This is a genomic window from Bordetella sp. N (genome assembly GCF_001433395.1).
In the GTDB taxonomy this organism is placed as follows: domain Bacteria; phylum Pseudomonadota; class Gammaproteobacteria; order Burkholderiales; family Burkholderiaceae_B; genus Bordetella_C.
Window position 1 is genome coordinate 667297 of record NZ_CP013111.1, and the last position, 23064, is coordinate 690360.

Below are 23064 nucleotides of genomic sequence, written 5' to 3' on the forward strand. Positions count from 1 at the left end.
TCCATGGAAGGGAGTAATTGCTTCGCCTGGCGTACCTTGTGGGGACGCCAGAGGGGGGAAAGCGGGATCGGGCTCAGGCCCCCGGGATGCAGGGCGGCTGGCTCATGCGGGGGCGGGGCGCCGCATGCATTGAAGGCAGTAAATGTGTGAAGTCCGGCTGCAAGCGATTCCCCTTGAGGCGGGCTCTGTTCCAAGCCCGGGCATGACATTTTTATTTGGACTGTCCTGGCACTGCTGAGCGCAGCGTATCGAATATTTGGTACTCTCAGTAGAGCCAAATTTCATCGATTGAATGGTGCCACTTGCGCGACGTCAGTTTGTCCGAGGTCTTGCTGCAGCGTCTGGATAGAAGCGCGAAGGAAGCGCTATCGCGGCAGATATACACCGTTCTGCGCACGTTGATCCTCGACGGCGAGGTCGCCGCGGGCCTCAAAATGCCGGCTACCCGGGCCTTGGCGCATGACCTGGGGTTATCCCGGAATACCGTCATGCATGCGTATGAACAGTTGCTGGCGGAGGGCTATGTGGTGTCCGCGTCCGGCAGCGGCACCTTCGTGTCGGACACGGCGCCCCGCGAGCGCGGCACCGAGCGGCGCGTCTCGCACGCCGACGATCCCGCCTGGCACCAGGCCGCGCTGTCCACGCGCGGCGCGCAGCTGGTGCGCCTGGCATCGGCATCCGATCGCCAGCTGGGCGCTTTCGTGGCCGGCGTGCCGGACGTCTCCCTGTTTCCCCATGCAATCTGGAACAAGCTGCTAAGCCGGCGCTGGCGCGAGCCCGCGCCGGACCTGCTGACTTACGCGCACGGCGCCGGCTACATGCCCTTGCGCCGGGTGCTGACCGAACACCTGCGCCTGTCGCGCGCGGTCCGTTGCGAGCCGGAGCAGGTGGTGCTCACCACCGGCATCCATCAGTCGATCAGCCTGCTGGCCCGTCTGCTGGGCGATGCCGGCGACACGGCCTGGATGGAGAACCCCGGCTACTGGGGCGCGCGCTCCATGCTGCAGGCTTGCGGCATCGAGACCCTGCCGGTGGACGTCGACGACGAGGGCATGGCGCCGGCCGCGGCCCACCTGGCGCGGCCGCCGCGCTTCATTTTCGTCACGCCCTCGCACCAATATCCGCTGGGGCACATCATGAGCCTGTCACGCCGGCGCATGCTGCTCGATTACGCCCACGAGCACGGCGCCTGGGTGGTCGAGGATGACTACGACAGCGAGTTCCGCTTCGGCGGCAAACCCCTGGCGTCGCTGCAAAGCATGGACCAGCACGACCGTGTCCTGTACCTGGGTACCTTCTCCAAGACCCTCTACCCGGGCATCCGGCTGGGTTATATGGTCTTGCCGCGGGCCCTGGCCACGCCCTTCGGCATCGGCCTGTCGGAGCTGTACCGCGAGGGCCGGCTGATGGACCAGGCGGTGCTGGCGGATTTCATCGAGAAGGGCCATTACGCCACCCACCTGCGCCGCATGCGCCAGGTCTATGCGCGCCGCCAGGGCCTGCTGCGGGACGCCATCGCCAGCCAATTCGGCGCCGCCTGGCCGATTTCCACCCACGAGGCGGGCCTGCACCTGGTGATGCACCTGCCGGCCGGCACCGATGACCTGGGCATCACCATCGCCGCGCGCACCCTGGGGCTGACCGTGCGGCCGCTTTCGCGCTATTACGAGGGATCGTCCGTTGCGTCCGGACTGTTGCTTGGTTACGCCTGCGTACCCGATAATCTCATCGGTCCGGCCTTCCAGCGACTGGTGCAGGTGATCACTCCCGCCCTGGAGCACAGGCGGGCTACCCAGGCGCGCCGTGCGTGACGCTGGCCCTACCTGGGCGGCCCCAATCTGGCGGCCCCACCTGGGCGGCCCCACGGACTTTCAGCGTAGAGACTAAGGAGACAGCTCAGTGGCAAAGAAACACAAGATCGCGGTCATCGCCGGCGACGGCATCGGCAAGGAAGTCATGCCCGAAGGCCTGCGGGTGCTGGACGCGGCAGCCGCCCGTTTCGGCATCGATTTCCAGTACGACCATTTTGACTGGAGCTGCGACTACTACGACAAGCACGGCAAGATGATGCCGGACGACTGGCGCGAGCAGATCGGCGGCCACGAGGCCATCTTCTTCGGCGCCATCGGCTGGCCCGACAAGGTGCCGGACCATGAAGCGCTGTGGGGCTCGCTCTTCCGCTTCCGCCGTGATTTCGACCAGTACATCAACCTGCGCCCCGTGCGGCTGATGCCCGGCGTGGTATCGCCCCTGGCCAACCGCAAGCCCGGCGACATCGATTTCTTCATCGTGCGCGAGAACACCGAGGGCGAGTACTCCAACAGCGGCGGTACGCTGTTCGCCGGCACCGAGCGCGAAGTGGTCATCCAGGAAAGCGTCTTCACCCGCATCGGCGCCGAGCGCGTGCTCAAGTTCGCCTTCGAACTGGCGCGCAAGCGCGGCAAGCACCTGACCGCCGCCACCAAATCCAATGGCATCTCCATTTCCATGCCGTGGTGGGATGCCCGCGTGGCCGAGATGGCGCAGCATTATCCGGACGTCCGCTGGGACAAATTCCACATCGACATCCTGTGCGCGCACTTCGTCCAGCATCCGGATCGCTTCGATGTGGTCGTGGCATCGAACTTGTTCGGCGATATCCTGTCTGACCTGGGTCCCGCCTGCACCGGCACGATAGGCATCGCGCCGTCCGCCAACCTGAACCCGGAACGGAAATTTCCCTCCTTGTTCGAACCGGTGCACGGTTCGGCGCCGGATATCTATGGCAAGGGCATCGCCAATCCGATCGGGCAGATCTGGAGCGGTGCGCTCATGCTGGACTTCCTGGGCTACCCGGAAGCATCCCAGGCGGTGGTGAAGGCGGTGGAGACGGTGCTGGAGCACGGTCCGCGCACGCCGGACATGCAAGGGCAGGCCAAGACCACCGACGTGGGCAAGGCCGTCGCCGAGCAGCTGGCGCGGGGCTGAGGGCGCGGCTGAGGGCGGAGAGGCCCAAGCTTCAATAGGGGCCGGGGCAGGGCTTCCGGCCCCGGTATTTTTGATGTAACAGTCCAATGCCGATTGGCATGGGCGACCATAAATTTAAGAAAATCGCAAGGTATCCGAAGGGTTCAAGCGGTTTTGAATTCCAGGATTCATCAAACTTTCAATTTTGAATGCGGTTGTAAGGGTATAGTCTCCTGTGCAGTGCCGGACCCATGGGCGCGTGGCGCCCCGTGAACACTGGCGGAGCTGCATTCCTTGTCCGCACAATGATTACAGAGTTCAGGTTTGGCATTGTTACCTTCTACAAGTTTGGCTATCGACACCGCTGAGGGCATGCCCGGTGCCGCACCGCCGCGTACTTACGGCGACGGCGGCGGCGTGGTGCTTTACAACGGCAAGGTGGGCAATCAGCGGCTGGATCGTTTCTGGCGCAAGTTCTATTCGGCGATGCGCAGCCGCCGCATGCAGCACAATCGCCATCTGTGGCCGTACGTATCGATCAAGCGCGATGCGACGGGCGCCATTGCCGCTTTCAAGGCGTTCCGGCACTCGGTGCCCCTGACGCCGTTCAGCGAAGCCTTCCCCGAGAAAACCGAACTGCTGCACCTGATCCTCAGCGGTCCTTCCATCGCCGAGATCCAGTACGACCGCCTGCCCATCCAGTCGGCCATGGGTGTGAACGGGTCCATCGCCCTGGTGCGCAAGTTCGACATCCCGTTCAAGTATTACTGCGTCATCGACCAGAATTTCGTCCGGCGCCGCATCGACCTGATGCGCGACGTGGTGGCGCGCGACCTGACCCTGTTCGTCACGCCGGACGTCCTGCGCTATCTGATGCAGGGCATCGCGCCGACCACCTACAAATGCCGCATCTGCGTCATCGAAGTGGTGTCCGAGCGGGCCTATCAGCCGGCTTCCACGCCGCAGGACCTGCTGGCCCTGGCGCAGGCCTGCCCGGAAATGGCGGTGTTCGATGCCGAGCGCGCCTTGGGCTTCAGTTCGAATTTGGCCCGTGGGGTGTTCGACGCGGATACCGTGGCCTATACCGCCCTGCAGGTGATGGTGGCGGGGGGCGTGAAGAAGATGTACGTACACGGCCTGGACCTGGGCTTTTCCAGCGGCCGCCGCTTCTACGATGAGGGCGCGCGCCCGGAAACCAGCCGCCTGGTGCGCAATTTCGAGCGCATGATCGAACCGTCCTTCGCGCACGCCGCCCATCTGCTGCAGGAGCGGGGTGTCGAGCTGCACAACCTGTCGCTGGACAGCGCGCTGTCGGAGCGGGTCATTCCGAAGATGGACTGGCGAGAGTTGCTGCCGCCCGCGCAGGCGCAGCAGTAAAGCAATCGGGCCGCTGACGCGGCCCGATTTTTTTGTGCGGACGACCCACGCAATTCGGGCCGCGTCTGCGGCCCGAAGTTTTTCCATCTATGCGCCGGCGCGCGTTCAGTGCGCTCCCGCTGCCGCCTCGGCCGCGCCGCCGCCGCCCTTGCCCGCACGGGCAGGCCGCGCGAACCAGACCAGCACGATCAGCATCAGGAAGATCACCGCCGACGCGTAGAACACATCCAGCGCCGACAGCGTGAACGCCTGCGTGTTGACGATGCCATCCACCGCCGACAGCGATTGCTGCGGCGACATGCCGACGTTCGACAGGGAATTGACGGCCGAGTCGAAAGCCTGCGTGCCCGGTCTGGCGGTCTCGGTCAGATGCGCGTGATGCATGGTCGCGCGGTTTTCCCAGACTGTCGTGGCAATGGAGGTGCCGAAGCCACCCATCGTCAACCGGCAGAAGTTGGACAATCCCGAGGCCGCCGGGATGCGCCAGGGCTCGATGCCGGACAGCGTGATCGACGTCAGGGGGACGAAGAAGGCCGCCATCGCCGCGCCCTGGATGATGGTCGGAATCACCAGGCTGCGCATGTCGGTCTGCGGCGTGAAGCCGGACCGCAGGTAGCACACCAGGGCGAAGATGCAGAACGCGAACGTGACCAGATGGCGCGGGTCGCGCGTCGCCAGCAGGCGGCCGATCACCGGTGTCAGCAGGATGGCCAGGATGCCGACGGGCGCGGTGACGATGCCCGCATCCGTCGCCGTGTAGTTCATATTGCTTTGCAGCCACAGCGGCAGCAGCACAACATTTCCGAAGAACACCCCATAGGCGATCGCCAGGGTGATCGCGCCCACGGTGAAGTTGCGGATCTTGAACAGCCGCAGGTCGACCACCGGATGGGCGTCGGTCAATTCCCAGATCACGAAGAAGACGAAAGCGACGACTGCCACGCCTGCCAGGATGAGGATGGTCGAGCTTTGGAACCAATCCAGTTCCTTGCCCTTGTCCAGCATCACCTGCAGCGAGCCGACCCATACCACCAGCAAGGCCAGGCCGATCTTGTCGATGGGGCGCTTCTGCGTGACCGATTCGCGCTTGCCGTAGATGCGCCAGCTGATCCAGGCGGCCAGCAGGCCCACGGGCACGTTGATGTAGAAGATCCAGGGCCAGGTGTAGTTGTCGGAGATCCATCCTCCCAGCAACGGTCCGGCCACGGGCGCGACCAGCGTGGTCATCGCCCAGACCGCTAACGCCATGCCCGCTTTCTCCCTGGGGAAGCTGGCCAGCATCAATGCCTGCGAGAGGGGAATCATGGGGCCCGCGACCGCGCCTTGCAGCACGCGGAAGCCGATCAGGGCCTCCAGGGTGGGTGCGAAGCCGCACAGCCACGAGGCCAGCACGAACAGCAGGGTGGAGGCCACGAACAGGCGCACCTGGCCGAAGCGCTGCGTCAGCCAGCCGGTCAGCGGCACCGTGATGGCATTGGCTACCGCGAACGACGTGATCACCCAGGTGCCCTGGCTGGTGCTGACGCCAAGGTCGCCCGAGATCGTCGGAATCGACACGTTGGCGATCGAGGTGTCCAGCACGTTCATGAACACCGCGGTGGACAGCGCTACCGCACCGATGATGCGCGTGGCGCCCTGCAGCGGCGCGTAGGTGCCGGCGGGCTGCGCCGGGGCGGCCGGCGCCGAACCGGCGGGGGAGGTTTGCTCACTCATGGCGTGTGCTCGTCGTGCCGCTTATTGCGCCAGGTTGGCCTGGATGATCTTCTGGATGATGGCGTCGGCTTCCTTGTGGTCAGGCTCGAACGCGCGCGTCGACCAGACCGGCTCGGTGCGGGTGGCCTGGGTCACGGCCTGGCCTTCCTGCTTGCTGACGTCGACTTCCACGTCCATCGACAGGCCGATACGCAGGGGATGTTCCTGCAGCTGCTTGGGATCCAGCGCGATGCGCACGGGCACGCGTTGCACCACCTTGATCCAGTTGCCGGTCGCGTTCTGCGCGGGCAGCAGGGCGAAGGCGCTGCCGGTGCCCGCGTCCAGGCCGACCACCTTGCCGTGGTACTTGACGCTGCTGCCGTACAGGTCGGCGGTCAGTTCGACGTCCTGGCCCACGCGCATCGTGCGCAGCTGGCCTTCCTTGAAGTTGGCCTCGACCCAGACCTGGTCCAGCGGCACGATGTTCATCAAGGTGTTGCCGGGGGCCACGCGCTGGCCGACCTGCACGCCGCGACGCGCCACCATGCCGGTGACCGGCGCCGGCAGTACCGTGCGCGAGCCGGCCAGCCAGGCGTTGCGCACATTGGCGGCGGCTTCCAGCACGTCAGGATGCTGTTCCACCGTGGTGCCGTGCGTCAGGGCCTGGTTGGTGGCCAGCTTGGCCTTCGAGGCCGCCAGCGAGGCCTTGGCTTGCGCCAGGCCGGACTCGGCGCTCTTCAGCGTGGTCTGGGCATGCAGAATTTCCTCGCCGCTGACGCCGCCGGACTTGGCCAGGGCCTGGCGCCGCGACAGGTCGCTGCGGGCCCGTGCCAGATCGGCCTGGGCGCGTTCGATGTCGGCCAGACGCACGTCGACGTCGGCGGCCAGCGCATCGTTCTGCACATACAGCGTGCGCACCTGGCGCACCGTCTGGCCCAGCTTGGCCTCGGCTTGCGTCAAGGCGATGTCGGTATCGGCGGCATCCAGGCGCACGATGGGGGCGCCCGCCTGCACGGTCTCGGTGTCATCGGCTTCGATCGCCACGACGGTGCCGGGGACCTGCGGCGTGATCTGCACCAGGTTGCCGTGTACGTAGGCATCGTCGGTGCTCTCGAAATGCGAACCGACCACCCACCACCAGACGGCATAGGCGATGGCGATCAGAACGAAAACACCTGTGGCCAGCAACATCAGGCGTTTGCGGGCGGGATTGGGAGTCTGCGGGGCATTCATGACGTGGTGTCCGAGGGGTTCAATGGGTGTTGTTCTGTGAGGCCGCGGTGGCTTCGGTGGCCGCCGGGGCAGTGTCTGCCGTGGCGGTCTCCGCGTAGCCACCACCCAGCGCCTTGGCGAGGTCGGCATCGAGCTTGTAGGCGCGGAAACGCAGGTCCGTGTCGAGGCGCGCCTGCACCAGCACGCTGTCCTGCGCGATCAGCACGGTCAGGTAATTGCCCAGGCCGGCCTTGTAGCGGTTCACGGCAAGCTCATAGGCGGCATCGGTCGACGTGCGCGCCTGGCGCTGTTCCGTGGTCTCGCGTTCCAGGAAGCGCAGCGCGTCGAGCGCGTCGGCGGTCTGGTGGACGGCGTCCAGCACGGTCTGGTTGTAGTCGGCCGCCGCCAGGTCGGCGTCGGCGCGGCGTCCGGCCAGGTTGGCGTTGAGTTCGCCGTTATGGAACAAGGGCAGCGAAATCGCCGGGCCGATATTGGCCGCGCGGCTGCCGGCTTCGAGCAGGTTGCCGGTGCCGAGCGCCTGGAAGCCGATGAAGGCCGTCAGGTTGACGTTGGGGTAGAACTGCGCCTTGGCCACGTCGATTTCCTTGCGGGCCGCCTCGGCGCGCCAGCGCGCGGCCGTGACGTCGGGACGGTGTCCAAGCAGGTCCAGGGGCACGTTGGCGGGAATCACGCCCCCCGGTGCCGTCAGCTTGGCCGCGGCCAGGCGTTGGCCCCGTTCCGGACCCGCGCCCACCAGGGCGGCGACCTGATTGCGCAACTGCGCCAAGGTGGTTTCGACCTGGGTCAATTGCACCTTGCCGGCGGCCAGCGCGGCGTCGGCCTGCTTGACCTCCACTTGCGTGTCGAGGCCGGCGCCGAAGCGCTGCGTGGTGATGGACTGGACGTTTTCACGTTGCTTGAGGATGCTTTGCAGCACCTCGCGTTGCGCGAACGCGTCCTGCAGGTTCAGATAGGCCTCCACCACGGCGCCGCTCAGCATCACGCTGGCGGCCTGGCGGTCGGCCTCGGCGGCCTGCTGGCGCGACAGGGCCGCGTTGAAGTGCGCGCGGTTCTTGCCCCAGAAGTCCAGCTCATAGCTGAAATCCAGGCCCAGGCGGGTGTCGCTCTGCAGCGACCCGGCCAGCGGCGCCGGATAGATGTAGTTCTTGGAGATGTGCTCGCGCTGCAGGCTGTAGTCGGCATCGACGCGCGGCAGCAGGGGCGCGCGGGCAGTGCCCACGGCGGCGTTGGCCTGGGCCAGGCGCGCTTGCGCGGAGGTCATCGAGGGGCTGTTGGCCAGGGCTTCTTCCACCAGCGTGTCGAGCTGGCTGTCCCGGTAGCGCTGCCACCATTTATCCGTGGGCCAGTTGGCGGCCGTCGTGCTGAGGCCCAGCGCGGCCCCGTCGACCTGCTTCACCGGTTCAGTGCCTGGCTCCATCAGCGCGCAACCGCCGAGCGTCAGGACCAGCAAGGAGCTCAATAAGCGTTTCATAGGACGAAAGTTGAAAGGTGAGGCTTTAAGTAATTGTTCAGGATGTAATTGCCTAGACAGCAATTCAGGCGAAATTAAGCCCCTGCGGGCGCTGCCGTCACTTGGGCGGCGGTACCGGCGCCGACCCATTGGCCAGCATGCGGCGCATGAAGTGGGACATCATCTGCGCCTCGTTCTCCGTGAAGCCGCGCATGAAATGGTTGAGGGTGCGGGCGATGTTCACCGGGATCTGCCGGGTGATGGCGGCGCCTTCCTCGGTGACTTCGATCTTGACCACGCGGCGGTCCTGCTCGCTACGCTGGCGCCGCAGCAAACCCTTGGCTTCCAGGCGGTCCAGGGTGCGCGTCATGGCGCCGGTGTCGACGTCCGACATGCGGGCCAGTTCGGCGGCGGTGTCGGCCCGGCCCATGCTGACCATGGCGAGCGGCCGCCACTGGGTGGCGGTCAGGCCGAGCGGGGACATTTCCTGGTCCAGCGCCCGATTGAAGGCGTTGAACACCAGCTTCAGCAGATAGCCGGGGTTCTCTTCAAACATCTGCAGCCGGTCGCACCGGTAGGGGGGCGATTCGTCTGCTGTGTCAGGGATTTCTGTGTTCATGGAACGAAATTTAATTGCCTAGGCAGTTATTGTCAATGGGTGCCACTGGTGTCGTGAGGATTTTTAGGCAATTACTGTTGCCATCACGCAAACCCGGCCCGGCGCGCTGGCGGTGTGCCGTTCCTGGCGCAGAAAGTGAGTGCACAGGGGCCGCGCACGCACATAAAATTCCGCCCATGACTTCCAGCCCCGCGACACCGCCCAAGACCAGCGTCCAGCCCAAGTATTCGTACCGCGCAGCGGGCTTCGCCCTGGCCGCCATGGGAGCCATTCTCTTCTCCGGCAAGGCCATCGTCGTCAAGTTCACCTATGAGTACGGCGTCGATGCGGTCACCCTGATCGCCTTCCGCATGCTGTTCTCGCTGCCGTTCTTCGCCCTGATCGCGCTCGATCAGGCCCGCCGGGCGCGCCGCGGCCAGTTACCCGTGCTCACCACGGGGGAGCGCGCCCGCGTGATCGGCCTTGGCCTGCTCGGCTACTACCTGTCCAGCTTTCTCGACTTTCTTGGCCTGCGCTATATCAGCGTCGGGCTGGAGCGGCTGATCCTGTTCCTGTCGCCCACCCTGGTGCTGTTGATCACGGCCTTCTGGCTCAAGCGCTCCATCGCGCGGCGGCAATGGGTGGCGTTGGGGCTGTCCTATGCGGGCGTGGTGCTGGTGTTCGCGCACGATCTGTCGCAATCGGTGGGCGACGCCATCTGGCTGGGCGCGGGATTCGTCTTCGGGTCGGCGCTGACCTATGCGCTGTATCTGATCGGCTCGGGCGAGCTGGTCAAGCGCGTGGGATCGACGCGGCTGACCGCCTATGCCATGACCGTGTCCAGCATCGCCTGCCTGATTCAATTCTTCGTGCTGCATCCCGCGTCCACGCTGATTCAGCCCATGGGCTTCTACGGGCTGTCGCTGATCCACGCCACCGTCAACACCGTGCTGCCGGTCTTCATGATCATGGCCGCCGTGTCGCGCATCGGCGCGCCGCTGGCGGCGCAGTTGGGTATGCTTGGACCCGTTTCCGTGCTGTTCCTGGCGTATTGGTTCCTCGGTGAACCCGTGACGTCGTGGCAGCTGGCGGGCACCGCGCTGGTCCTGGCGGGCGTCTTCGCGCTCACGGGCGGCCGTCCGGCACGCGCGAAAACAGCACCCGAATCGCAGGGCGCGCAGACATGAACCGCTTTAATATCCATCCACCCTGTAGTGGTTGACGATAAACCCGACAAACCCAAACCTAAGCGCAGAAAAAAGGAGCGTTGCATGGCCAGCACTATCGCAAAGGCAATCCAGCTCGAAACCCATGGTGGTCCCGAGGTCCTGAAACTGGTCGATCTGGAAGTGCCGCCGCCCGGCCCCAAGGAAGTCACGATCCGCCAGCACGCCGCGGGCTTGAACTTCATCGACATCTATTACCGTACCGGCCTGTATCCGCATCCGCTGCCCCATGGTCTGGGCTCGGAAGGCGCCGGCGTGGTCGAAGCCGTGGGTAGCGAAGTGACCCACCTGAAGAAGGGCGATCGCGTGGCCTACGGCCAGAGCCCCCTGGGTGCGTATGCCACCGTGCGCAACGTGCCGGGCGTGAACGTGGTGAAGCTGCCCAAGGGCATCTCCTTCGACGACGCCGCCGCCATGATGCTGAAAGGCCTGACGGTGCAATACTTGTTCCGCCAAACCTACCGCCTGCAAGGTAATGAGACGATTCTTTTCCACGCGGCCGCCGGCGGCGTGGGCCTGATCGCTTGCCAATGGGCGCGCGCCCTCGGCGTCAAGCTGATCGGCACGGTGTCCAGCCCCGAGAAGGCGGAACTGGCCAAGGCGCACGGCGCGTGGGCCACCATCGACTACTCGCGCGAGAACGTGCCCGAGAAGCTGCTGGAGCTGACCGGCGGCAAGAAAGTGCCGGTGGTGTACGACGGCGTGGGCAAGGACACCTGGGAAGCGTCGCTGGACTGCATCGAGCCGCGCGGCCTGATGGTCAGCTTCGGCAACGCCTCGGGTCCGGTGGCCGGCGTCAACGTCGGCATTCTGAACCAGAAGGGTTGCCTGTATCTGACGCGCCCGTCGCTGGGCCTGCACATCAACACCCTGGACAAGCTGCAAGCCGCTTCCAGCGAGCTGTTCGACCTGGTCGCCAAGAAGAAGATCAAGCTGAACATCGGCCAGCGTCATCCCTTGGCCGAGGTCGGTGAGGCGCATACCCAGCTGGCGGCGCGCAAGACCACGGGCGCGACCATCCTGACGCTGGATTGAGGTCAGGGGCCGGGCGGTTTCATTACAGTCACTCGCATTTTCTTGACAGACCGTCACGTATAGAGGGCGGTGCCCTGGGCTAAGGTGAAGCGTGCCTTACAGGTGTGTCTTACATAAGGAGATGCGATATGACTCGAACCATTCTGGCCCTCGTCCTGGCTTCCACCGTGGGCGGCCTTGCGGCCTGCTCCCATCCGAACGTCGTGCAGACCAAGGACGGCCAGCAGATCGTCACGCCGGATACGCCCGAGTATGACAAGAAGTCCGGTACCTATCAGTACGAGGACAATGGCCGCAAGGTCCAGATCAACAAGGACGACGTTCACTCCGTTCAGGAAGTGAAATAGGCCCCCCCGTACCGCGCGGAGCGCGGCCCCCCAGGGGGCGACACCAACGGACCGGAAGGATGACTCACCCCCAGGCGCTGCGCGCCTCCCCCTCAAGGGGGCGACACCGGCGGACCGGGGGACCCGGCTCCGCGGTGTCCCTGATGGGTTAGATTTCTTCTGGCGGTTTCGCTTGCAAAAAAGCCCGCCCCTGCATTTGCAGGGGCGGGCTTTTTCATGGCCGCGGGTTTCAGCCCTTGGCGTGGTCTGCGTGGTAACGCGCCACGGTTTCGACTTCTTTCTTCGAACCCAGGATCACGCTGACACGTTGATGCAGCTGCGTCGGCTGGATGTCGAGTATCCGCTGGGTGCCGTCGATGGCGGCGCCGCCGGCCTGCTCGATCAGCAAGCTCATGGGATTGGCTTCATACATCAGGCGCAGTTTGCCCGGCTTGTTCGGCTCGCGCGAATCCCACGGGTACATGAAGATGCCGCCACGCGTCAGGATGCGATGGACATCGGCCACCATGGAAGCCACCCAGCGCATGTTGAAGTCCTTGCCGCGCGGGCCGGTCTTGCCGGCCAGGCAGTCGTCGATGTAGTGCTTCACGGGCGGCGCCCAGTGACGCATGTTCGACATATTGATGGCGAATTCCTTGGTTTCCTCGGGAATGCGCATGTCTTCATGGGTCAGCACCCACGAGCCCATTTCACGGTCCAGGGTGAAGCCGGCCACCCCGTTGCCCACGGTCAGCACCAGCATGCTCTGCGGCCCGTAGACGGCGTAGCCCGATGCCACCTGCCTGGTGCCCGGCTGCAGGAAGTCCTGCTCCGTCACGGCTTGCCCGGGCGAGTCGTGGTCGGCGCGCAGCACCGAGAAGATGGTGCCGATGGACACGTTGACGTCGATGTTCGACGAACCGTCCAGGGGATCGAACAGCAGCAGGTATTCGCCCTTGGGGTAGCGGTTGGGAATGGGATGGATGGTTTCCATCTCTTCCGATGCCATGCCGGCCAGGTGGCCGCCCCATTCATTGGCTTCGAGCAGGATCTCATTGGACATGACGTCCAGCTTCTTCTGCACTTCGCCTTGCACGTTTTCGGTGTCCAGGGCGCCCAGCACGCCGCCCAGCGCACCCTTGCTGACGGCGTGGCTGATGGCCTTGCAGGCGCGCGCCACCACTTCGATCAGCAGGCGGACTTCCGGGCCGACGGCCTCGTGTTCGCGCTGCTGTTCGACCAGGTATTGGGTCAGTGTCTTTCGTTTCAAATGATTCTCCCAGGATGAATAAAGTCAGGCAGCCAGTTCCAGCGCCTTGGACACGATTTCGTTGACGTTGCGCGACAGCCCCGCATGCGCGCGGACTTTTTCCAGCGCGCGGCGCATGGGTTCGCGCAGGGCGGGCGTATAGCGGGCCCAATTATCCAGGCCACGCGCCAGCCTTGCGGCGATTTCCGGATTAAGGGCGTCAAGCGCGAGCACCTGTTCGACCCAGAATTCGTAGCCGCTGCCGTCGGGCAGGTGCAGGCCCCGTGCATTGTTCAGGCAGAACTGGAACACCAGGGCCCGCGCGCGGTTCGGATTGCGCAAGGTGAATGCCGGATGCGCCATCAGTCCGCGCACCGTTTCCACCGACGTCGAGCGCGCGGTGGCCTGCAGCGCGAACCATTTGTCGATGACCAGGGGATCCTGCTGCCATTGTTCGTAAAACTCGCCCAGGGCGCGCGTGGCGTCGTCGGCGGCGCCATGGTTGACCAGGGCACCCAGGGCGCCCAGGCGGTCGGTCATGTTGTCGGCCTGCTCATACTGCTCGCGGGCCCAGTCCTGCGCGCGCGTGTCGCCCGCCGCCATCAGGTGCGACAACGCCATGTTCTTCAAGGCGCGCCGCCCCGCGGGGACGGGCGCGGGGCTGTATTCGCCGGGCGTCTGGTGATTCTCGAAGGCGGCGGCCCAGGCTTGCGCCAGTTGCCGGCCCAGTTCGGCACGCACGTAGTCGCGGGCCGTGGCCAGCGCCGGCGGGTCGATGTCGGTCATGCGCTCGGCCAGCGTTTTTTCCGAGGGCAGGGCCAATGCGCGGGCGCGGTAGGCCGCGTCCAGCTTGGGATCGGTCAGCAGGGTGCGCCAGGCGTCGACGAACGCCGGGTCCAGGCGCAGCGCCTGGCCCTGCTGGACGCAAGCCGCCAGCGCCAGGATCTGGCGGGTGGCCAGCTCCTGGCCGGCTTCCCAGCGGGCGAAAGGATCGGTGTCATGGGCCGACAACAAGGCCAGCTCGTCATCGCGCCACGGGTATTCGACGATGACCGGCGCCGAGAAGCCGCGCAGCAGCGAAGGCACGGGCTCGCTGGGAATATCGTCCAGCACCCATTGCTGGTTTTCGCTGGTCAGTTCCAGCAGCACGGTGTCGGCGGCGGGGGCGCCGGCTATCGTCAAGGGCAGGGGCTTGCCGCTGCGGTCCAGCAGGCCCAGCGCGAAGGGAATGTGTACCGGCGGCTTCGCGGTGCCCGCGGCGGCGGTCTTTTCGACACCCACGGGCGCGCAGCGCTGCGACAGCGTCACGGTGCAGCGATGCGTGGCGGCGTCGTAGGCCAGCGCCACGGTGACGCGCGGCGTGCCCGCCTGGCGATACCAGTTGCGGAAGACCTCCAGGTCACGGCCGGGATGCTGGCGCGTATAGACCGACTCCATCGCGGCCACGAAGTCGTCGCAGGTCACGGCCTGGCCGTCGTGGCGGCGGAAATATTCATCCATGCCCGCGCGGAAGCCTTCTTCGCCCAGCAACGTATGCTGCATGCGGATGACCTCGGCGCCTTTCTCGTACACCGTGGCCGTATAGAAGTTGCCGATCTCCTGGTAGCTTTCCGGCCGGATCGGGTGGGCCATGGGGCCCGCGTCCTCGGGAAACTGGGCGGCCCGCAAGGTGGCGACGTCGTCGATGCGCTTGACAGCGCGCGCGCTGGCGGCCGCCGCGGCATCCAGGCCCTGCGCCATCATGTCGGCGCTGAATTCCTGGTCGCGGAAAACCGTCAGGCCTTCCTTCAAGCTCAGCTGGAACCAGTCGCGGCAGGTGACGCGGTTGCCGGTCCAGTTGTGGAAATACTCGTGGCCGATGACCGATTCGATGCCTTCGTAGTTGGCATCGGTGGCCGTGTCGGGATTGGCCAGCACATAGGCCGCGTTGAAAATATTGAGGCCCTTGTTCTCCATCGCGCCCATGTTGAAGTCGCGCACGGCGACCACCATGAAACGGTCCAGGTCCAGCTCCAGGCCGAAGCGGGTCTCGTCCCAGCGCAGCGCCCGTTCCAGTGACTCCAGGGCCCACGCCGTGCGATCTTCCGAGCCGGGATCGCTGTAGACCTGCAGCAGCACTTCGCGGCCGCTGGCGGTCTTGGTGCGCATTTCACGGCAGCTCAGCTGGCCGGCCACCAGGGCGAACAGATAGCAGGGCTTGGGGAAGGGATCTTCCCATTCCACTTCCTGGCGCCCGTCCGGCAGGGTGCGGCTGGCGACCAGGTTGCCATTACTCAGCAGGTGCGGGTAGTCGGGCTGGGCACGCAAGGTCACGCGGTAGCGCGACATCACGTCCGGCCGGTCGGCGAACCACGTGATGCGCCGGAAACCTTCGGCTTCGCACTGGGTGAAGAAATTGCCGCCCGACACGTACAAGCCCATCAGGGTCGAGTTGGCCTGCGGCCGGCAACGGCTGACGATTTCCAGGACCGCTTCGTCGGGCAGGCCGGTCAGGGTCAGCGTCTGCGCGGTGACGGTATAGCGGCCGGGGTCCCAGGCCTGGCCGTCGACATGGACCGAAACCAGTTCCAGTTCGCTGCCGTCCAGGACCAGCGGCGCCTTGTCGCCAGCCGTGTGGCGACGCAGGGTCAGGCGCGACGTGACGGTGGTCACTTCGGGTTCCAGATCGAACGCCAGCGCCACCTCGGGAATCTCGAACGGATAGGGCTGGTAGTCCTTGCGATGGATGGTCACGGAAGTATCGGTGCGCATGGGCGATTTTTCCCCGGGAAGAAGTAATGACAAAGCTATTGTAGGACGCGGCCTGATGCTTGCTAGGCAAAACTTTATACGCCGGGCCCGGTCTCAAGTGAATGCGCAAGACGTATGATGCGTCGCGGCCTGTATCAGTATGGCCGTTCCCGAGGAGTCGCTCCATGAATCGCTATCTTTATTTGCCCCTTTCGCGTTGGCTCCAGGCCAGCTGCCTGGCTCTGTTCGCCTTGGTCCTGACGGGCTGCGCCACCACCGATACGGTGTCGGCGCGGGTCACGTCATTCCAGCACTGGCCCGACAATGCCACCGGTCAGACTTATCGATTTGTCGTGGCCAATCCTGGCCAGCAAAACAATCTGGAATATCTCTCATACCAGGACATGGTGCGTGCCGGCATAGGTTCGACGGGCCTGGTGGAAGCGACGCAAGGCAAGCCGGCGCGTTTCAATGTGGCGTTCACCTATGGCGTCGCGCAGACCCAGGTGACGGTGCGGCGTCCCTATGATCCCTACTTTTATGGCGGCTACCCGGGCTATTACGGTCGGCGCGGTTATTGGGGCGGATTCGGCGGCTACTGGGGACCGGACTGGGTGGATGTGCCCACGGTCGCCTATCGCAATACGCTGACGCTGACGATCAACGACACAAGCAATAACGGCGCCGAAGTGTACCGAGCCAGCGCTTACAGCGTGTCCGGCAGCGAGCGCCTGTTGCAGACCATGCCCTACCTGGTGCGAGCGATCTTCGACCAGTTCCCCGGCAATAACGGCACCGAGCGCAAGGTCGAATTCCCGATCTCGCACTGAAGAAACGATTGTTTTAATGAAGATACAATGTACCTGACGCTGTACTAAGTTAAGAAATAAGTCCGCCAGTTGTCTATTTATACGGATAAATGTTCGTTGTTGGACAACTCTCGACAATATTCTGAATGTTCCCCACTATGCAGCAGATAGTTCATTGCGTTATTAGTTTTATGGGGCGTTGGCGGAAAACGCGTGAGATATTGAGACATTAAGGCATAAAAAAACATCGCGCCGGATAACGGCGCGATGTTTTTCATTGTGGCCCATGGATGCTTCCCATCGAAATGGCTGCAACGGGGGCGGGGCAGGGTAGCTGCCCGATGTTTTTTACTGGATAAGAAAGCTGTCCCGCTTGGCGCCTTCCGCTTCAGCGGCGGTCAGCCAGCGCGGCGCCTTGCCACGGCCGCTCCAGGTTTCGCCGGTGTCGGGATGGCGATACTTGGGCGCCACGGCGCGTTTCGTACGGGGAGCGGCGGGCGCGGCGCCCTTGCGCACGGCGGTAGCGGGGGCGCGGGCGGGCTTGCCGAAAGCCGCGGCGATTTCTTCGGGAGTGATATTGTATTCACGCATCGAACGAATGATCGTTGCCACCACGGGCTTGCGCCGCTTGGTCTGCAGCAATTCGGCACGCTTGCGCAGTTTGCCGATTTCCTTTTCTATCTTGGCCTGCTGTGCCGCGTAGTTTTCTCTAACCATGGTGCTGTGATCCTTATTATGGAAATTCGGTTTTCCCGACAGGATGAAGTTATTGTATCCGCAATGGTACAAAATTTATACGGCTATTATCCTTAGAATTCTTGAATCCATATGTTTCAGCCCAATGAAAGTACAAGGAGAGTATCAACCATGTCCTTCAAAGTAGCCGCGATCCAAATGGTCAGTACGCCGGACGTGCAGGAAAACCTTGACGCGGCCGGTGCGCTGATTGCTCAGGCAGCTGCCGATGGCGCTGACCTGATCGCATTGCCTGAGTATTTCTGCCTTATGGGGCGCAAGGACACCGATAAGGTGGCCGCGCGTGAAACGGAGGGTAGTGGAAGCATTCAGACCTTCCTTGCCCAGCAAGCGCGCCAGCACGGTATTTACGTGGTGGGTGGTACCTTGCCATTGGAGAGTCCCGAGCCGCAGCGAGTCTATAACACCACGCTGGTATATGGGCCGGATGGTGCTCAAATTGCGCGCTATGACAAAATCCACCTGTTCAACTTCCAGCGTGGCACGGATTCGTTTGACGAGGCCACCAGCATTCGGCCCGGAACCACGCCACGGATTTTTGAAGCTCCTGTGGGAAAAATCGGTTTATCGGTTTGCTACGACCTCAGATTTCCTGAGCTTTACCGAGCTTTTGGAGACGTCAGCTTGATTTTGGTTCCAGCCGCCTTCACCTATACGACTGGCAAGGCGCACTGGGAATTGCTTTTACGCACGCGTGCAATTGAAAATCAATGCTATGTACTGGCGCCGGCTCAAGGGGGCACGCACCCGAATGGGCGCCGCACCTGGGGGCAAACCATGCTTATTGATCCGTGGGGCGATATCGTCGCGCAATTGGCCGAGGGCCCGGGCGTGGTGGCGGGTAACATAGACCCCAATCGCCTCCAAGAAGTGCGGACGGCCCTGCCGGCATTACGGCATCGCGTCATGTAATTGCGTACTGTGTACAGTACGTCATTACCGTCGGGTCCCGTCAGCATGAAGAAATTGTGAAAGTTCGACTTTAGAGTCTCGCCATGAAAATCACCGATCCTGCCATTCAGTCGCTCGCCACCGCTAAATCCCTGCTGCTCGATCCCTGGGGATTGAGCGAAGTGGATATGGCGCGCGCCCTCGGGGAAATATTCACCCACAAAGTGGATTACGCCGATCTTTATTTCCAGTACACGCGCAGTGAAGGCTGGAGCCTGGAAGAAGGCATCGTCAAGACTGGCAGTTTTTCCATCGGCCAGGGCGTGGGCGTGCGCGCCATCAGTGGCGAGAAAACCGCTTTCGCCTATTCGGATTCCCTGTCGCCCGAGGCCTTGCTGTCGTCGGCGCGTACGGTGCGCAGCATCGCGCGCCAGGGCGCCGGCAAGGCGCGCGTCACCGCGCCGGCGGATCCCGGTCCCGGCCTTGACCTGTATCCGGCCATCGATCCGCTGCTGACCCTGGCCGCGCCGGACAAAGTGGCGCTGCTGGAGCGAATCGAACGGATGGCGCGTGCTCGCGATCCCCACGTGGTCCAAGTCATGGCGGGCCTGGGCGCGGAATACGACGTGATCCTGGTGGCCGGCAGCGACGGCCGCCTGGCCGCCGACGTGCGCCCCCTGGTGCGCCTGTCGCTGACGGTCATCGCCGAGCGCAACGGCCGCCGTGAAATGGGGCATGCGGGCGGCGGTGGCCGTTCCGGACTGCAGTATTTCACCGACGACATCCTGCGCGGCTATGTGGAGCACGCGGTGCACGAGGCGCTGGTGAATCTGGACGCGCGTCCGGCGCCGGCGGGCGAAATGACCGTGGTGCTGGGTTCGGGCTGGCCCGGCATCTTGCTGCATGAAGCGGTGGGCCACGGCCTGGAAGGCGATTTCAACCGCAAGGGATCCAGCGTGTTTTCCGGCCGGATCGGCGAGCGGGTGGCTTCCAAGGGCGTGACGGTGATCGACGACGGCACCATTCCGGACCGCCGCGGCTCCTTGAATGTCGACGACGAAGGCAATCCCACCCAGCGCAACGTGCTGATCGAAGACGGCATCCTGCGTGGTTATATGCAGGACACGATGAATGCCCGCTTGATGAAGACGTCCGCCACCGGCAATGGCCGGCGCGAATCGTTCGCGCATCTGCCGATGCCGCGCATGACCAATACCTACATGCTGGCGGGTGAGACCCCGCCCGAGGAAATCATTTCCTCGGTCAAGCGCGGCCTGTATGCGGTCAATTTCGGCGGCGGCCAGGTGGATATCACCAGCGGTAAATTCGTTTTCTCGGCCTCCGAGGCCTACATGATCGAAAACGGCAAGGTCACCTATCCGGTCAAGGGCGCGACGTTGATCGGCAACGGACCGGACGCCATGACCAAGGTCAGCCTGATCGGCAACGACCTGCGCCTGGATTCCGGCGTCGGTACGTGCGGCAAGGAAGGCCAGAGCGTGCCGGTGGGCGTGGGCATGCCGACGGTGCGGATGGAAGGGTTGACCGTGGGGGGCACGGCATAAGCCGCGGCCTGGGAATCCGGTCCACTCGCTGTGCAAGGCCGCCCCGGATTTTCGGAGGCGGCTTTCTCATGGCAAAAATTTGTGTTATGGTTGCCGCCATGAATACCGCGATCCAGTCCGTCGGCGCAGGCCGATTTTATTTTTATTTTTTTGGCTTTCCGATGCCGCTGGCGGAGGAAGGATTGCGCGCATACTGAAGTCTGCACAGAATCCCCCCCAAAAAAGCCGCCAGCTAACTGGCGGCTTTTTTTATGTCCGCCAGCCTGGCCACCCCCACCCAGGAAGGAAATACCGTGTCTCACAATACCGACGATCTTCGAATCCGTGAAATCAAGGAACTGACCCCGCCCGCGCACGTGATGCGTGAATTCTCGTGTACCCAAACCGCGTCGGCGGTGGTGCACGATACGCGGCAGGGCCTGCACCGCATTCTGCATGGCATGGACGACCGGCTGGCCGTGGTTATCGGCCCTTGCTCCATTCATGACACCAAGGCGGCGCTGGAATACGCGGACCGGTTGAAAGTGGTGCGCGAGAAGCTCAAGGGGGATCTTGAGATCGTCATGCGCGTGTATTTCGAGAAGCCGCGCACCACGGTGGGGTGGAAAGGACTGATCAACGATCCGGATCTGGACGGCAGCTTCAACATCAACAAGGGCGTGCGTATCGCCCGCGAGTTGTTGCTGGAAATCAATAGCCGCGGCGTGCCCGCCGGCTGCGAATTCCTCGACATGATCACGCCGCAGTACATCGCCGATCTGGTTTCCTGGGGGGCGATCGGCGCGCGGACGACGGAAAGCCAGGTGCATCGCGAACTGGCGTCCGGCCTGTCCTGCCCGGTGGGATTCAAGAACGGTACCGATGGCAATATCAAGATCGCGGTGGATGCCATCAAGGCGGCCTCGCAGCCGCATCACTTCCTGTCGGTGACCAAGGGCGGCCATTCGGCCATCGTGTCGACCGCCGGCAACGAGGATTGCCATGTCATCCTGCGTGGCGGCAAGGCGCCCAACTACGACGCGGCCAGCGTCGAGGCGGCCTGCCAGGATCTGGCGAAGGCGGGCCTGGCGCAGCGCCTGATGATCGATACCAGCCACGCCAACAGCAGCAAGAAGCCGGAAAACCAGCCCATGGTGGCGGATGACATCGCGCGCCAGATGGAAGCGGGCGACTCGCGTATCGTCGGCCTGATGATCGAAAGCCACCTGCTGGCCGGGCGCCAGGACCTGGTGCCGGGGCAGCCGCTGACCTACGGGCAGAGCATTACCGATGGCTGCATCGACTGGGAGTCGTCGGTGCAGGTGCTGGAACGCCTCGCCGCCGCGGTCCGCGAGCGTCGCCGTAGTGGTTCTGCCTCAGGCAAATAGGGCCCCCCCGTACCGCGCTGCGCGCGGCCCCCCAGGGGGCGACACTGGCGGCCCGGAAGGTGGGCCCACCCCGAGGCGCTACGCGCCTCCCCCTCAAAGGGGGCGACACCGGCGGACCGGGGGACCCGGCTCCGCGGTGTCCCCGATGGTGTCGGAGTTCTTGCGAAATGTTGGGGCCCAGGTGCTTTCAAAGGGCCGCGCGGACGGTGCGTAAAATAGCGGTTTCGGCGCTCGGCGCCGGTACCGCTACTTTCCAGGACTGCCATGAACGCTCCCTTGCACGCCGACACTTTGCGTCGCCCGATTCCCGCTGCCTGTCTGGACGAGTTGCGCGCAATCTTCGGTGACCGATTGTCGGTGGCGCAGGCGGTGCGTGAGCACCATGGCCACGATGAATCGCCGTATCCGGACGTCCTTCCCGACGCCGTGGCGTTCGCCCTCAACACCGAGGAAGTCGCCGCCTTCGCCCGCATCTGCAATCAGCACAAAGTGCCGGTCGTGCCCTACGGCGCGGGATCTTCGCTGGAAGGCCATCTGCTGCCGGTGCAGGGCGGTATCTCGCTGGACCTCTCGCGCATGAACGCGGTGCTGACCCTCAACGCCGAGGACTTCACCGTCACCGTGCAGGCCGGCGTCACCCGCAAGCAACTCAACGAGGAAATCCGCGCCACCGGCCTGTTCTTTCCCGTCGACCCGGGCGCCGATGCCAGCCTGGGCGGCATGGCCGCCACGCGCGCGTCCGGCACGAATGCCGTGCGTTACGGCACCATGCGCGAAAACGTCCTGTCGCTGACCGTCGTCACCGCGGACGGCCGCGTGGTGCGCACCGCCAGCCGCGCGCCCAAATCGTCCGCCGGCTACGACCTGACGCGCATCTTCGTGGGCAGCGAAGGCACCCTGGGCATCATCACCGAAGTCACCGTCAAACTCTATCCGCAGCCGGAAGCGGTGTCGGCCGCCGTCTGCAATTTCCCCACCCTGGGCGACGCCGTCGACAGCGTGATCGAGATCATGCAGATGGGCATCCCCGTCGCGCGCGTGGAGTTCATGGATGAACACGCCGTGCGCTCGGTGAACCTGTACAGCAAGCTGGAACTGCGTGAAACCCCGCTGCTGGTGTTCGAATTTCACGGCAGCGCGGCGGGTGTGCAGGAACAGGCCCAGGCCGTGCAGGACATCGTGCGCGAACATGGCGCCATGGATTTCGATTGGGCGGAGCGCCCTGAAGACCGCAGCCGTCTGTGGGCTGCGCGCCACAATGCCTATTTCGCCGGCCTGCAATTGCGGCCCGGCTGCCGCGCCAGCACCACCGACGTCTGCGTGCCCATTTCTGCCCTGGCCGACTGCGTCCGCGCCACCGCTGAAGACCTGGCGGATGCGCCTTTCCCCTTCACCATCGTCGGCCATGTCGGCGACGGCAACTTCCACGTTCTGATGTTGCTGGATCCCGACAGCGCCGAAGAATGGCAGGCGTCCGAGCGCATCAATCACGCCCTGGTCCACCGCGCCATCGCCGCTGACGGCACCTGCACCGGCGAACACGGCGTGGGCTTGCACAAAATGCAGTTCCTTGAAGAGGAACACGGGGCCGATGCCCTGGCCTTGATGCGCAGCCTCAAGCATGCCTTCGATCCCAACAATATCCTCAATCCTGGCAAGATTTTCGCTTGGTGATGGCGGGGGGGGGGGGCGTGTATCGACAGAATGCCCGGGATTCACGCCAGGATGCACGCCCCGATAAGTAACCTTAGGCACTATATGGTTAAGCCGTTCGGGTAAATCCCGGCCTGTGCGAATCCACCCCGCGCGCTATT

General features: G+C 64.2%; 18 protein-coding genes. 11 read left to right on the forward strand and 7 right to left on the reverse strand.

Annotated features, from left to right (window positions below):
• The first annotated feature begins 302 nt into the window (after nucleotides 1-302).
• From ASB57_RS02870 to ASB57_RS02880, 3 genes are all read left to right on the forward strand, one after another.
• Nucleotides 303-1811, forward strand: a complete 1509-nt coding sequence (locus ASB57_RS02870) for a PLP-dependent aminotransferase family protein (protein WP_082621323.1) — start codon at nucleotides 303-305, stop codon at nucleotides 1809-1811.
• A gap of 88 nt (nucleotides 1812-1899) precedes the next feature.
• Nucleotides 1900-2967 (forward strand): tartrate dehydrogenase, encoded by a 1068-nt coding sequence (locus tag ASB57_RS02875; RefSeq protein WP_057650394.1) that lies wholly within the window; start codon nucleotides 1900-1902, stop codon nucleotides 2965-2967.
• A gap of 351 nt (nucleotides 2968-3318) precedes the next feature.
• Nucleotides 3319-4323: a hypothetical protein gene (locus ASB57_RS02880; protein ID WP_231755325.1), complete on the forward strand. Its 1005-nt coding sequence runs from the start codon at nucleotides 3319-3321 to the stop codon at nucleotides 4321-4323.
• Between the two features lie 105 nt (nucleotides 4324-4428).
• On the opposite strand, the gene ASB57_RS02885 is transcribed toward ASB57_RS02880, so the two are convergent.
• The 4 genes from ASB57_RS02885 to ASB57_RS02900 all read right to left on the reverse strand — a co-directional run bounded on the left by ASB57_RS02885 (nucleotide 4429) and on the right by ASB57_RS02900 (nucleotide 9317).
• Nucleotides 4429-6036: a DHA2 family efflux MFS transporter permease subunit gene (locus tag ASB57_RS02885; protein ID WP_057650396.1), complete on the reverse strand. Its 1608-nt coding sequence runs from the start codon at nucleotides 6034-6036 to the stop codon at nucleotides 4429-4431.
• A 21-nt stretch (nucleotides 6037-6057) separates the two neighbouring features.
• Nucleotides 6058-7248, reverse strand: coding sequence for an efflux RND transporter periplasmic adaptor subunit (locus ASB57_RS02890; protein WP_057650398.1), 1191 nt, complete (start codon nucleotides 7246-7248; stop codon nucleotides 6058-6060).
• A gap of 19 nt (nucleotides 7249-7267) precedes the next feature.
• Nucleotides 7268-8719, reverse strand: a complete 1452-nt coding sequence (locus ASB57_RS02895; protein WP_057650400.1) for an efflux transporter outer membrane subunit — start codon at nucleotides 8717-8719, stop codon at nucleotides 7268-7270.
• A gap of 97 nt (nucleotides 8720-8816) precedes the next feature.
• Nucleotides 8817-9317, reverse strand: coding sequence for a MarR family winged helix-turn-helix transcriptional regulator (locus ASB57_RS02900; RefSeq protein WP_057650402.1), 501 nt, complete (start codon nucleotides 9315-9317; stop codon nucleotides 8817-8819).
• 176 nt (nucleotides 9318-9493) lie between these two features.
• Here ASB57_RS02900 and ASB57_RS02905 point away from each other — a divergent pair, with 176 nt between their 5' ends.
• The 3 genes from ASB57_RS02905 to ASB57_RS02915 all read left to right on the forward strand — a co-directional run bounded on the left by ASB57_RS02905 (nucleotide 9494) and on the right by ASB57_RS02915 (nucleotide 11904).
• Nucleotides 9494-10483: a DMT family transporter gene (locus ASB57_RS02905; protein WP_057650404.1), complete on the forward strand. Its 990-nt coding sequence runs from the start codon at nucleotides 9494-9496 to the stop codon at nucleotides 10481-10483.
• A gap of 84 nt (nucleotides 10484-10567) precedes the next feature.
• A complete protein-coding gene (locus ASB57_RS02910) occupies nucleotides 10568-11557 on the forward strand; it encodes a quinone oxidoreductase (protein WP_057650406.1) in 990 nt (329 codons plus the stop codon).
• Between the two features lie 128 nt (nucleotides 11558-11685).
• Nucleotides 11686-11904, forward strand: coding sequence for a YgdI/YgdR family lipoprotein (locus ASB57_RS02915; protein WP_057650408.1), 219 nt, complete (start codon nucleotides 11686-11688; stop codon nucleotides 11902-11904).
• Between the two features lie 229 nt (nucleotides 11905-12133).
• Here ASB57_RS02915 and ASB57_RS02920 read toward each other — a convergent pair whose 3' ends face one another.
• A complete protein-coding gene (locus ASB57_RS02920) occupies nucleotides 12134-13153 on the reverse strand; it encodes a class 1 fructose-bisphosphatase (protein WP_057650410.1) in 1020 nt (339 codons plus the stop codon).
• A 24-nt stretch (nucleotides 13154-13177) separates the two neighbouring features.
• Nucleotides 13178-15883, reverse strand: coding sequence for an aminopeptidase N (gene pepN / locus ASB57_RS02925; RefSeq protein ID WP_057650411.1), 2706 nt, complete (start codon nucleotides 15881-15883; stop codon nucleotides 13178-13180).
• 164 nt (nucleotides 15884-16047) lie between these two features.
• Here pepN and ASB57_RS02930 point away from each other — a divergent pair, with 164 nt between their 5' ends.
• Complete coding sequence (locus tag ASB57_RS02930; RefSeq protein WP_057650413.1) at nucleotides 16048-16692, forward strand: DUF4136 domain-containing protein; 645 nt, start codon at nucleotides 16048-16050, stop codon at nucleotides 16690-16692.
• Between the two features lie 327 nt (nucleotides 16693-17019).
• On the opposite strand, the gene ASB57_RS02935 is transcribed toward ASB57_RS02930, so the two are convergent.
• Complete coding sequence (locus ASB57_RS02935; RefSeq protein ID WP_057650415.1) at nucleotides 17020-17388, reverse strand: H-NS family nucleoid-associated regulatory protein; 369 nt, start codon at nucleotides 17386-17388, stop codon at nucleotides 17020-17022.
• A 150-nt stretch (nucleotides 17389-17538) separates the two neighbouring features.
• Here ASB57_RS02935 and ASB57_RS02940 point away from each other — a divergent pair, with 150 nt between their 5' ends.
• The 4 genes from ASB57_RS02940 to ASB57_RS02955 all read left to right on the forward strand — a co-directional run bounded on the left by ASB57_RS02940 (nucleotide 17539) and on the right by ASB57_RS02955 (nucleotide 22924).
• The gene (locus ASB57_RS02940; RefSeq protein WP_231755326.1) at nucleotides 17539-18339 is read left to right on the forward strand and encodes a carbon-nitrogen hydrolase family protein; all 801 of its coding nucleotides are present in this window, start codon (nucleotides 17539-17541) and stop codon (nucleotides 18337-18339) included.
• 83 nt (nucleotides 18340-18422) lie between these two features.
• On the forward strand, nucleotides 18423-19883 hold the full coding sequence (tldD, locus tag ASB57_RS02945) for a metalloprotease TldD (RefSeq protein ID WP_057650420.1): 1461 nt from the start codon (nucleotides 18423-18425) through the stop codon (nucleotides 19881-19883).
• Between the two features lie 293 nt (nucleotides 19884-20176).
• On the forward strand, nucleotides 20177-21250 hold the full coding sequence (gene aroG / locus ASB57_RS02950; RefSeq protein ID WP_057655869.1) for a 3-deoxy-7-phosphoheptulonate synthase AroG: 1074 nt from the start codon (nucleotides 20177-20179) through the stop codon (nucleotides 21248-21250).
• Between the two features lie 264 nt (nucleotides 21251-21514).
• Nucleotides 21515-22924 (forward strand): FAD-binding oxidoreductase, encoded by a 1410-nt coding sequence (locus ASB57_RS02955; RefSeq protein ID WP_057650422.1) that lies wholly within the window; start codon nucleotides 21515-21517, stop codon nucleotides 22922-22924.
• The last annotated feature ends 140 nt before the right edge of the window (nucleotides 22925-23064 follow it).